The sequence below is a fragment of the Streptomyces boninensis genome, from assembly GCF_048572725.1.
In the GTDB taxonomy this organism is placed as follows: Bacteria; Actinomycetota; Actinomycetes; order Streptomycetales; family Streptomycetaceae; genus Streptomyces; species Streptomyces boninensis.
Genome location: NZ_CP183837.1, coordinates 3,333,145 through 3,343,721 on the forward strand (window position 1 = coordinate 3,333,145; position 10,577 = coordinate 3,343,721).

A 10,577-nucleotide genomic window follows, 5' to 3' on the forward strand; every position below is an offset into this window, starting at 1 on the left:
GGTCTCATGCCAGTCCATTGAGGCGCAGGAGCAAGTCCTTCACCTCGGTGGCGTGGTAGCGGACCCGTTCGTACGCCGGGGCGGAGCACAGCAGTAGCGGCCCGTCCCGGTCGTCCTGTGGCAGCCGTCCATGGCTGCCTTTCACGCAGCCGGGATCGGTGGGCACCACCGTGAGCGGTGCCCGCATCCCGGCCTTCTTCCGCAGCACTGCCAGCGCGGCTTTCGCCTTGACCGCCGGCACCGCCGGGTCGAAGAACAGTTCAGCCGGGTCGTAGCCCGGCTTGCGGTGAATGTCGACGCCGCGGGCGAAGTCGGGCGCCCGCTGGTCGTCGAGCCAGTAGTAGTAGGTGAACCAGGCGTCCGGCTCGGCCACCGCCACCAGGTCTCCGGCGTTGGGGTGGTCGATGCCGTAGTTCGCCTGCTCCTCGCGGCCGAGCACCTCGTCGACGCCGGCCACGGACTTCAGCACCTGCTGCACCCGGGAGACGTCCGCCGGGTCGGCGACGTAGACGTGCGCGGCCTGGTGGTCGGCGACGGCGAAGGCGCGGGAGGTGTACGGGTCGAGGTACTCCATGCCGCGCTGGGCGTACACCTTCAGCAGGCCCTCGCGGCGCAGCACCCGGTTGATGTCCACGGGCCGGTGCACCGGCGTGATGCCGTATTCGCTGAGGGCCACGATGGTGGTGCCGCGGTCCTTGAGCTCCGCCAGCAGCGGGGCGAGCGCGGCGTCGGCGTCGCGGGCGGCGCGTACCGCCTGCGGGCTGTCGGGGCCGTAGCGCTGCAGGTCATAGTCGAGGTGCGGGATATAGATCATGGTCAGGTCGGGGCGGCGGGTGTCGACCACATAGCGGGCGGCGCCGGCGATCCACTGGGTGGAGCGGATCGAGGCGGTCGGGCCCCAGTAGTTGAACAGCGGGAACTCGCCGCCCTGGGCGGTCAGTTCGTCGCGCAGTCCGGCCGGGACCGTATAGCAGTCCGGGGACTTGCGGCCGTCGTAGTGGTAGACCGGGCGCGGGGTGAGGACGGTGTCGGCGCCGGCGCCCATCGCCCACCACCAGCACAGATAGGCGGAGGTGTGGTGCGGGTCGCGGGCGCGGGCGGTCTGCCACACCTTCTCGCCCGCGACGAGGCCGCTGTGCTGCCGCCACATCATCACTTCGCCGTGGTCGCGGAAGTACCAGCCGTTGCCGACCGCGCCGTGGTCGCGCGGCAGCAGGCCGGTGGTCAGGGTGGCCTGCACGCTGCCGGTGACGGCGGGGAAGACGGTGTCGAGGCGGGCGGTGAAGCCTGCTTCGCCGATGGCCCGCACATGCGGCATATGGGCCAGCACCCTGGGGGTGAGGCCGACGGTGCACAGGACCGCGACGGGGGCGCCGTTGTTCGTCATTCCGACTCCTGCCGCAGTCCGAGTGCCGTCAGTTCGGCCGCCGTCCAGGACAGTTCGGCGGCGATGCCGGCGGCGAGCTCACCGGCGGTGCCGGGGCGGTGCGCTTCGGGCAGCACCGACCAGGTGTACGTCTCGACCTCCAAGTGGTCGCACACCGGGTGCTCGTCGTCGTACAGCGCCCGCAGCGTCTCGCGCAGCACCGGCCGGGTGCTGCGCAGCGGCGGCTCCGGCTCGCGGTGCAGCGGCACGTGGTAGTGCACCCGCCAGGGCGCCTCACCGGGCAGCTTCCCGGCCAGCGCCTCGTCGAGGTCGTCGGCGGCGGCCGTGATCCGGCCCGGCTCCCGGGACTCCTTGGTCTGGTGCAAGAAGCGCGGCTCGACAAAGCTCTCCAGCGCGGTACGGACCGCGGGCTCGGCCGGGTGGTCGGCCTGCAGCGCGGCGGAGGCCTGCAGCTTCACCACGGGCACGCCGCGGGAGCGCAGATACGCGATGGCGGGCGCCGGCTCCTCGTTGGCCACCGCCAGGTGGCAGGTGTCGACGCACAGCCCCAGATAGCCCGGGTCGGTGCCGACGAGCAGCTCGGCGGCCTGGCCCAGGGTCTCGGCGGCGCAGCCCGGCTCGGGCTCGAAGGCGACGCGGATCGTACGGCCGGTGTCGGCCTCGATCTGCTTCAGGCCGGTCGTCAGCGCGTGCAGCTGGCGCTGCGCGGCGCGCCACCGGTTCGGGGTCCACGGCTCGGCCGCGGTGTGCCGCCAGCCCAGCGGCAGCGTGGAGATGGAGCCGCGGGCGGCGTCGTCGGGCAGCAGCGCGGCCAGCACCCGGGCGAGGTTCAGGGTGTAGTCGAGGCGGGCGGGCTCGCTCCAGTCCGGGTGGTACACGGCGTGCTTGACGACCGGGTCGTGGAAGCCGCCGTACGGAAAGCCGTTGAGGGTGACCGTCTCCAGGCCGCGGTCGGTCAGCTCGCCGCGCAGCCGCTTGACGGCGGCTTCGTCGGCGGCGAGTTCGGCCGCGGCGGCCGCGGGCAGCCACAGGCCGACGCCGAGGCGGGGGGCCGCGAGCTCGCTCCTGATCCGTACGGCATGGTCGTCGAGCTGCGCCGTGATGCCGGCGAGGGTTTCCGCCGGGTGCACATTGGTGCAGTACGCGAGGTGGACGGTGGAGCCGTCGCGGTGGGTCAGTCTCATTCCGGCTCAGCTCCCGCCGCGGGCGATGGAGTTGCCGGCGTACAGGCCGGCGGCCTGCGCCCCGGTGCCGTCGGCGAGCTCCAGCCGGCCCGACTGCCCGTAGAAGGTGACGGGGTTGCGCCACAGCACCCGGTCCACCTGGTCCTCGTCGAAGCCGGCGGCGAGCATCGCCTCGCCGGTGGCGCGGGTGAGCAGCGGGTCGCTGTGGCCCCAGTCGGCGGCGGAGTTCACCAGCACCCGCTCGGTGCCGTACTCCATGAGCAGGGCGACCATCCGCTCTGGCGTCATCTTCGTCTCCGGGTAGATGGAGAAGCCCATCCAGCAGCCGGTGCCGGCCACCTCGCGGACGGTGACCTCGTTGAGGTGGTCGAGCACCACCATGGCCGGGTCGATGCCACTGGCCCTGACCACATCGAGGGAGCGGCGGGTGCCGCCCGCCTTGTCGCGGTGCGGGGTGTGCACCAGCGCGGGCAGGCCGTGCGCGACGGCGAGGTCGAGCTGGGCGGCGAAGGCGTGCTCCTCGGCGGCGGTCGCCGAGTCGAAGCCGATCTCGCCGACGGCGACCACCGCGTCCTTGGCGAGATAGCGGGGCAGCAGGTCGAGTACGGGCGTGCAGCGCGGGTCGTTGGCCTCCTTGGGGTTCAGGCCGATCGTGCAGTGGTGCGCGATCCCGAACTGCGCGGCCCGGTACGGCTCCCAGCCCAGCAGCGAGTCGAAGTAGTCGGCGAAGCTGCCCGGCGAGGTGCGCGGCTGGCCGAGCCAGAACGCGGGCTCGACGATCGCGCGCACCCCCGCGGCGTGCATGGCGCGGTAGTCGTCGGTGGTGCGCGACGTCATGTGGATGTGCGGGTCGAAGATGCGCATGGCCATCGGCCTCCGGGCGGAATACGGGTGGGTGCTTGGGTCAGGCTGCTATGAGCCACAGGTCGTCGGGGACGGTGCGGTGGGCGGCTCTGCGTTCGGCGGCGAAGCCCTGGGCCAGGTGGCCGAGTTCGGCGTCGCGGCGGTCGTGCAGCCGGTCCACGCGGGTCAGGGGGACGCCGGTGAACAGGCACTTCAGCACTGCCTGGCGCCAGCTCTCCTGGTCGAGGTGACGGCCTGCGTACGGGCCGAGGGCTGCTGCGAGGAGCCGGGCATCGTTGGTGCGTACCGCGTCGGCGACGATGCTTACCGCGGCGTCGGCCACGGGGAGGAACGGCAGGGCCAGCAGTACCGATCTGCGTTCGGCGGCGTCGCCCTGCACGTAGTGCCTGTTGGCTTCGGCGGCGAGGGCGGGGCCGGTCAGCGGCAGTGCGGCGAGCAGCCGGGTGCGTACCGCATCGGGGACCGACCAGCCGGCCCAGCCCGGCAGCGGGGCGCGGCCGTAGCGGCGCCCGGCCGCGGGGAAGAGGTCGTCGAGGGCACCGGGGCCCTGGGCGGCCACGGCGGCGAGGTCGGCGTGCAGGCGGTCGCGCAGCTGCTCGGGGAGGGCCGAGTCGAGGCGTTCGCGCAGGGTGCGGGCGGTCAGCTCGTCGTGGACGGTGCCGGCGGGGGGTGCGAGCGTCGGACTGGTCATGTGGATACGGCCTCCCTCGGCTGTTGCGGCGGAAGTTGATGGGCCTGCTGCTGCGTGGTGCGCAGGAACTCCAGGCTGCGGCGGGCGAGTTCGGTGGCCGCGTGGTTGTGGCGGGGCAGCTCGACCGAGACCAGCCCGCGATAGCCGACGTCGGCCAGCGCGCGGAGTACCGGCGGGAAGTCGATCTCGCCTTCGCCGAAGGGCAGGTGCTCGTGCACGCCGCGCCGCATGTCCTCGATCTGCACATGCGCCAGGTCGGCGGCCGATGCCCGTACGCACGCCGGCACCGGCAGCGGCTCCAGGCAGCGGCAGTGGCCGATGTCGAGGGTCAGTCGCAGCCGGTCCGGCTTGCCCAGCAGGCCGGTGAGGCGGCGGTAGCCGGCGCGGTCGGCGACGAGCATGCCGGGCTCCGGCTCGAAGGCCAGGTCGAGGCCCGCGGCCTCGGCGGCGGGGAGCAGCCGCGCGATGCCGTCGGCGAGGCGGCGCCAGAGGTCGTCCACGCCGCCGTCGTCCGGGAGGTCTTGTGGGTCGGGGGTGCCGCTCCACAGGTGTACGCATTCGGCGCCGAGTTCGGAGGCGATGTCTATCGCGCGGCGGAGGAGGTCTTGGCGGCGTGCGCGATCGGCCTTGTCGGCCGTGAGGAGCGTGGGGCGGTGCTTGCGCCACGGGTCGAGGAGGTAGCGGGCGCCGGTTTCCACGACTACCGCTAGGCCGGTGGCGGCCAGGGTTTTCTGTACGCGGCCGAGTTGGTCTGCGGTGTCCGGGACGTACGGGTCGAGGTGGTGGTGGTCGAGGGTCAGGGAGACGCCCTGGTAGCCCAGGTCTGCGAGGACGTGGAGGGCGTCGGTCAGGCGGTGGTCGGCGAAGCCGTTGGTGCCGTAGGCGAAGCGGAGGTCTGTGGTCATGTCGGGGACACCCTTCGCGCTAGGCGCGCGGCGGTGGGCAGCGCGGTGGTGAGGGCGATCGCTGTGGCCGGTGCGCCGGCTCGCGCGGCGAGGGCTGCCTGGAGGGGCAGCAGGGCGTGGATGCCGGTGCGTACGGAGGCTTTGACGCTGTCGGGGCTTGGCGTGTGGGCCGCGCGGAGCTGCGCCTGGGCGCAGGTGATGGCGAAGGTGGCTGCCGCCGCGGCGCGCGCGTAGTGCGCGGTGCGGGCTGCGTTGGCGGCTGCCGGAAACGTCCCGGGCCCACCCGTCCCGCCATGCGGGACGCCTGCCCCCGGAATTGCGTACCCGGCTGCCCCCGGAGCTGCGCCCGGAGTTGTGCCCCGGCCTGCCACCGGAGTTGCGGCGCGGCCTGCGCCCGGAGTTGTGCCCCGAGTTGCGCCCGGAGCTGCGGCCCGGTCTGCGCCCGGAATTGCGCCCGGAATTGCGCCCGGAATTGCGCCCGGAGAGGCTGCGTAAGCAGCCACCGCTGCTGTCACCGCCAGCGCCGTGTATGGCTCCCTGCCCGGGGCTCCCGACACCTCGTGCCTGCTCAGGCGGGTCACCGCCAGCGTGTGCGCGGCTACCGACGCCGCCGCGGGCAGGGCTCGGTGGGTCGGGCTCGCTGCGTGCAGGACGTTCAGGGCTCGGGCCGTGGCCATTGTCGGTGGGCCCAGGGGTGTGTGCTTCAGGCCCAGGTCGTACGACCAGACCGCTGCTGCCAGCGGCAGGGTGCGGCGGAGCATCGTCCGGCGGCCTGTTGCTGTCGCCGTTATCGCCAGTGCCGTCGCCGTCAAAGCCGTGGCTGTCGTCAAGGCTGCCACCGGGCTCACCCTGCCCGACGGGATCGGGCGGTCCGGGCGGTCTCTGGTGTCCTCCTCGCGGTCGGCGTAGTCGTTCAGGGCCATGCCTGCCCAGTACAGGAGCACCGAGGCCGCCGCGGGGGCTGCCACGCGCAGACCCGGGCGGCCACCGGCCGCCGCCGCGCCTGCCAGCACGTCGCCGGGGACCGTCAGCGCCGCCGGGGCCCGGACCAGTTCGGCGTAGTCCCGCAAGCGCGAGCGCCAGCGCGCGGCGCGCGTCATCGCAGGGCCCCCACCGGGGCGTTCGCCCAGGACGTGAGGGCGTCGTACTGGCGGGTGAGGTTGTGTTCCGCGCTGCCGGCCGGGTCTTTGAAGAAGAAGCCCAGCGCGGCGAGGGCGCCGCGCTCGCCGCGCTGCGCGGCCAGCGCCGCCAGGCGCGCGAGGTCCAAGATCAGCGGCGCCGCAAGCGCCGAGTCGCAGCCCTGCCAGGTGAATTGCATCGTCATGCGTACGCCCAGGAAGCCCGTGAAGCCGATGTGGTCCCAGGCGGTCTTCCACTCGCCCATCTCGGGGACGTTGTCGATGTGGACCTCGCCCTCCACCGGGTGGCCGAGGGTCTGCTCCAGGCTGCGCTGCTTCGATTCGGTCTTGGCGCGGGCGGCCGCCGGGTCGGCGAGGGTGGCGCCGTCGCCGCCGCCGAGGAGGTTGGTGCCGGACCAGGAGCGGACGGCCAGGGCGCGCTGCGCGAACATCGGTGCCAGCGCCGTCTTGACCAGCGTCTCGCCGGTCTTGCCGTCCCGGCCCGCGTGCGGCACGCCGCGGTCGCGGGACAGCTCCTCCAGCGCGGGCAGCGAAGCGCCGGCGGAGGGGGTGAAGTTGACGTAGGCGCAGCCGGCCTGGAAGGCGGCATATGCGTAGAGGGAGCTGACCGGCAGGGCCTCGTCCCCGGCCGTCAGCCGCTCCTCCAGGGCGGCGAGCGTCAGGTGCGCCGGGTCCGGCTCGGGGAGTGGCTCTGTCGAGGCGACGTTCACGACCACGACCTGGCGCAGGCCGTGCCGCTCCTTGAAGTCGGTGATGTCGGCCGCGTACCGGGCGGCGGCCGCGGACTGCGGCTCGCCCGCCCGGCGCGACCCGTCGCGGATCTCGCGGTCGGCGGCGGTCAGGGAGGTGGTGACCGCCTCGCCGCGGATGCCCGCGGGCAGCACGCCCGCGTCCGCGAGGTGGCCGGCCCTCGCCGGCAGGGGTATGCCGGCGACGTCGTGGCCGCCGAACACCAGGTCGGCGAGGGCCGGCAGGGAAGCGTCCCGGAACGGGGGAAGATCCGTGACGCATCCGTCGGGGGAGGCGATGCCCGCCCGCACCGCGGCCGCGCCGGCCACCACGGTGGTGGCGACGGAGCCGCGGGCGCCGATCAGCCAGACGCCGGTACGGGGAGTTGACGGGGCGAAAGCTGCGGTTTCGGACATGGGCGGGCTGTGCCTTCCTCGAGCTGGTTGCGAAGGTGCGGAATTGCGGAATTGCGGGAGGGCCAGGCGGTCGTCAGCGGCCCATGTCGGCCGGGTACGGGAAGACCGCGAAGGCCGCGTCGAAGTGGCGGGCCGGGCGGCGCAGCCACTTGTTGGTGACGTGGCGGACCTGGCGGCGGGGCAGGTGCGGGTTGTCGTTGCGGTCGGTCACCGGCTGGGCGATGGACTGCAGCTCCCAGGCGGTGCCCACGAGCCGGTGCACCTGCGTCCAGTAGTGGCGGTCGACGTCCATGATCTGGAAGGCGCGCAGGAACGGGTGCCAGCGGTGGTAGGCGTGGGTGGGGTTGGGCGGCGTGTAGTTCATCATGTGGACCTTCTGGCCCTCGCCGCGCCGCGGGTCGTACAGCGTGCCCTGGCCGTACTCCTGGAAGGCGAAGACCAGGCCGCGCGGGTCGCGGCCGTAGAAGCGGGAGAAGACCTCGCGCTGGGCGTCCGAGATGACCTTCAGCGCGTCCCGGTTGGGGGCGAGCAGCTCGGCGAAGCTGTACGGGTACTTGCGGCCCTGGTACAGCTTCAGCCAGCTGTCCCAGATCTCCTCGAACTTGCCGAACGGGGCGACGACGGCGCCGACGGCCGCCTGCAGCTCGGGGGTCGGCGTGTAGTACGACATCTCGTCGTACTGGTACCAGAACTCATTCGCCTTCCGGTCCCCCACCATGCCCGGCACCTTGGGGTACTTCTCGTGGCGCCCGCGGCCATGGGCCACCGCCGGCGCGGTGCCGGCCAGCGTCACCGTGCCGGCCGCGGCGGCCACGCCCACGGCGGCCTTGAGGACGCCTCTCCTGTCGACCGTGCGCTGGGACATCGGGGTTCTCCTTCGGTACGTCGGGCTCGGGCTGGTGTTCCCTCTTGCGGTGTCCAATGTCGCGCCGCGCGCTATGCGCGGCCTATACGGTCCTGCCGCTGGTCGCGCTGCTAGTCCCGCTGCTGGTCCGGCGGGGTCGGGGGGCCCATGCGTACGCCCGGCGAGCACGCCGCGACCAGCGCGGTCACGGCCATCGCGGCGGCGAGCGCCAGCACCGTACGGGCCGGTCCTGTCGCCTCCAGGGCGAGGCCGCCGGCCACCGGGCCCGCCGCCATCGCGCCGGAACCGACGAGCATGGCGAGGGAGTTGGCGCGGCCGCGCATGTGGTCGGGGGCGCAGCGGGCGATCAGGACGCCGCCCGCCACGTTGAAGACGCCGCCCACATAGCCGCTGGCCGCGAAGAGCACGCCGAGCGGGTACGGGTCGGTGAGCACGGCCACCGGCAGCATCAGCACCGCCCACACGGCCAGGCCGCCGATGACCAGCGCGGGCAGCGGGCAGCGCCGCAGCCACCAGCCGCCGGAGAGTGCCCCGACCAGGCCGCCCGCGCCGCTGAGCGACAGCACCACGCCGGCGGAGAACTGGGAGCCGCCGGCGTCCTGGATGCCGGTCATGACGGCGAGGTTGAGGGCCTGGAAGAGGACGTTGGACACGGCGACGGCGGCCATGACGGCGCGCAGGAAGCGCTGCCGCCACATCCAGCGCAGGCCCTCGCGGACCTCGGTGCCGAGCTTCCCGCGCGGCCCGGCGCGCTCGCTCTGCAGCCGGCCGCGGACGCGGAAGAGGCAGAGCACGGAGCCGAGCTGGGCTAGGAAGGCGGCCGCGTACGGGAGCGCGGCGCCGATCACCAGCAGGCCGCTGCCCAGTGGCTGTCCGGCGATGGAGGCGCCGCGGGTGCGGGCCTCGTTGCCGGTGAGCGCGGCGGGCAGCTGGTCGAGCGGCACCACGGCGGGCACCGCGGCTCTTTCGGCGAGCTGGTGCAGCACGCCGAACGTACCCTCGACGAAGGCGGCGATGATCAGCAGCCAGAGCCAGATGTGGCCGGTCAGCACGGCCGCCGCCACCGTGCCCACGGCGAGGGCCTGGCCGAGGCCGCAGAGCAGCATGATCAGGCGCCGGTCCCAGCGGTCCACGAGGGCTCCGCCGGGCAGCTGCACCAGGAGCTGCGGCAGCAGCAGCGCGGTCGAGACCAGGCCGGCGTCGCGCGGGGAGCCGGTGGCCCACAGCACGGTCAGCGGGTAGGCGACGGCGGTGGCGCGGCCGGCCAGCAGGGAGAGTCCGGCGCCGCCCCACAGCATGCGGAAGTCGCGGTTGCGCCGCAGCGGCACGGGCTCGGCCGCGACCGCCGGGGCGTCCGGCTGCACGGTGGCGCTCATCGGGCGGCCACGGGCACGCGGGCGGCGGCGGGGCGCAGCCGCAGCGTGTCCGCTCCAGCCTCCGAGGCGTGGGCGTGCTCCAGCACCGCCATGGCGCTGTGCAGCTTGTTCTCCGCCTGGGCGAAGGCGATGCTGCGCGGCCCGTCGAGCACCTCCGCGGTGACCTCTTCGCCGCGGTGGGCGGGCAGGTCGTGCATGAACACCGCGCCCGGGCTGCGCTCCCACAGGCCCGCGTTGACCTGGAACGGCGCGAAGATGTCCCGCCAGTCGGGGTCGGGCTTGCTGGTGCCGGTGGTCTGCCAGCGGGTGGTGTAGATGACGTCGAAGCCGTCGGGCAGCGCGTCCATGTCGTGCCGCTCGGTGATCGTGGCGCCGCTCGTCGCCGCCCAGCGGGCGGCTCTGGCGGCGATGTCGGGGGCGAGGCCGTAGCCGGGCGGCGTGCGCAGCTCGAACTCGACGCCCGGGAAGCGGGTCAGCGCGAGCGCCAGCGCGGCGGCGGTGTTGTTGCCCTCGCCGGCGTAGAGGACGCGCAGCCCTTCGATACGGCCGAAGTGCCGCTGCAGGGTGGTGAGGTCGGTGAGCGCCTGGGTGGGGTGCTCCTCTGCGGTCATCGCGTTGACCACCGCCATCCGCTGCTGGGCCGCCCAGCCGCGCAGTTCCGCCTCGGGGCCCGCGGTGCGGGCGACGAGTATGTCGAGCATGCCGGACAGCACCCGGCCGGTGTCCTCGGTGGTCTCGCCGGTGTTGAGCTGCAGGTCGCCGGGGCCGTAGGTGAGCAGCGAGGCGCCCAGGCGCAGCGCTCCGGAGGAGAAGGCGGTACGGGTGCGGGTGGAGGTCTTGGCGAAGTACACCCCGGCGACGAGCCCGTCGAGCGGCCGCGGCCGCCCTGCCGTGCCCGCGGAGAACTCGGCTCCGCGGGCCACGACCCGCCGTAATTCGGCATTGCTCAGGTCGTCGACCGAGATCAGATGGCGCACCGGTGGCGCCTCGTGGAACGCGTCTTCAGGGAACACGGCCATGG

Annotated in this window: 10 protein-coding genes; all 10 read right to left on the reverse strand. The window is 73.7% G+C overall.

What is annotated here, in order from left to right; genetic code table 11:
• Positions 1-4: 4 nt before the first annotated feature.
• The 10 genes from ACNNMR_RS15110 to ACNNMR_RS15155 all read right to left on the reverse strand — a co-directional run bounded on the left by ACNNMR_RS15110 (position 5) and on the right by ACNNMR_RS15155 (position 10,575).
• The gene (locus tag ACNNMR_RS15110) at positions 5-1,387 is read right to left on the reverse strand and encodes an alkaline phosphatase family protein (protein ID WP_419995117.1); all 1,383 of its coding nucleotides are present in this window, start codon (positions 1,385-1,387) and stop codon (positions 5-7) included.
• The gene (eboE, locus tag ACNNMR_RS15115; RefSeq protein ID WP_419995118.1) at positions 1,384-2,571 is read right to left on the reverse strand and encodes a metabolite traffic protein EboE; all 1,188 of its coding nucleotides are present in this window, start codon (positions 2,569-2,571) and stop codon (positions 1,384-1,386) included. Before eboE ends, ACNNMR_RS15110 begins: the two co-directional genes overlap by 4 nt.
• Before the next feature lie 6 nt (positions 2,572-2,577).
• Positions 2,578-3,435: a TatD family hydrolase gene (locus ACNNMR_RS15120; protein ID WP_420000369.1), complete on the reverse strand. Its 858-nt coding sequence runs from the start codon at positions 3,433-3,435 to the stop codon at positions 2,578-2,580.
• Positions 3,436-3,475: 40 nt separating this feature from the next.
• A complete protein-coding gene (locus ACNNMR_RS15125; RefSeq protein WP_419995119.1) occupies positions 3,476-4,126 on the reverse strand; it encodes an EboA domain-containing protein in 651 nt (216 codons plus the stop codon).
• Positions 4,123-5,031, reverse strand: coding sequence for a sugar phosphate isomerase/epimerase family protein (locus tag ACNNMR_RS15130; protein ID WP_419995120.1), 909 nt, complete (start codon positions 5,029-5,031; stop codon positions 4,123-4,125). The genes ACNNMR_RS15125 and ACNNMR_RS15130 overlap by 4 nt, the downstream gene beginning before the upstream one ends.
• On the reverse strand, positions 5,028-6,131 hold the full coding sequence (locus ACNNMR_RS15135; RefSeq protein WP_419995121.1) for an SCO3242 family prenyltransferase: 1,104 nt from the start codon (positions 6,129-6,131) through the stop codon (positions 5,028-5,030). Before ACNNMR_RS15135 ends, ACNNMR_RS15130 begins: the two co-directional genes overlap by 4 nt.
• Positions 6,128-7,315, reverse strand: a complete 1,188-nt coding sequence (locus ACNNMR_RS15140) for an inositol-3-phosphate synthase (protein WP_419995122.1) — start codon at positions 7,313-7,315, stop codon at positions 6,128-6,130. Before ACNNMR_RS15140 ends, ACNNMR_RS15135 begins: the two co-directional genes overlap by 4 nt.
• 73 nt (positions 7,316-7,388) lie before the next feature.
• Positions 7,389-8,180: a Tat pathway signal sequence domain protein gene (locus ACNNMR_RS15145; RefSeq protein ID WP_419995123.1), complete on the reverse strand. Its 792-nt coding sequence runs from the start codon at positions 8,178-8,180 to the stop codon at positions 7,389-7,391.
• Between the two features lie 110 nt (positions 8,181-8,290).
• Positions 8,291-9,556, reverse strand: coding sequence for an MFS transporter (locus ACNNMR_RS15150; RefSeq protein WP_419995124.1), 1,266 nt, complete (start codon positions 9,554-9,556; stop codon positions 8,291-8,293).
• Complete coding sequence (locus tag ACNNMR_RS15155) at positions 9,553-10,575, reverse strand: ornithine carbamoyltransferase (RefSeq protein WP_419995125.1); 1,023 nt, start codon at positions 10,573-10,575, stop codon at positions 9,553-9,555. The genes ACNNMR_RS15150 and ACNNMR_RS15155 overlap by 4 nt, the downstream gene beginning before the upstream one ends.
• Positions 10,576-10,577 lie beyond the last annotated feature (2 nt).

Excerpts from the sequence above, each read along its gene's own strand:
- ACNNMR_RS15155 (WP_419995125.1), bottom strand. The coding sequence starts at position 10,575 with ATGGCCGTGTTCCCTGAAGACGCGTTCCACGAGGCGCCACCGGTGCGC.
- ACNNMR_RS15150 (WP_419995124.1), bottom strand. The coding sequence starts at position 9,556 with ATGAGCGCCACCGTGCAGCCGGACGCCCCGGCGGTCGCGGCCGAGCCC.
- ACNNMR_RS15120 (WP_420000369.1), bottom strand. The coding sequence starts at position 3,435 with ATGCGCATCTTCGACCCGCACATCCACATGACGTCGCGCACCACCGAC.
- ACNNMR_RS15140 (WP_419995122.1), bottom strand. The coding sequence starts at position 7,315 with ATGTCCGAAACCGCAGCTTTCGCCCCGTCAACTCCCCGTACCGGCGTC.
- ACNNMR_RS15130 (WP_419995120.1), bottom strand. The coding sequence starts at position 5,031 with ATGACCACAGACCTCCGCTTCGCCTACGGCACCAACGGCTTCGCCGAC.
- ACNNMR_RS15135 (WP_419995121.1), bottom strand. The coding sequence starts at position 6,131 with ATGACGCGCGCCGCGCGCTGGCGCTCGCGCTTGCGGGACTACGCCGAA.
- ACNNMR_RS15110 (WP_419995117.1), bottom strand. The coding sequence starts at position 1,387 with ATGACGAACAACGGCGCCCCCGTCGCGGTCCTGTGCACCGTCGGCCTC.
- eboE (WP_419995118.1), bottom strand. The coding sequence starts at position 2,571 with ATGAGACTGACCCACCGCGACGGCTCCACCGTCCACCTCGCGTACTGC.
- ACNNMR_RS15125 (WP_419995119.1), bottom strand. The coding sequence starts at position 4,126 with ATGACCAGTCCGACGCTCGCACCCCCCGCCGGCACCGTCCACGACGAG.
- ACNNMR_RS15145 (WP_419995123.1), bottom strand. The coding sequence starts at position 8,180 with ATGTCCCAGCGCACGGTCGACAGGAGAGGCGTCCTCAAGGCCGCCGTG.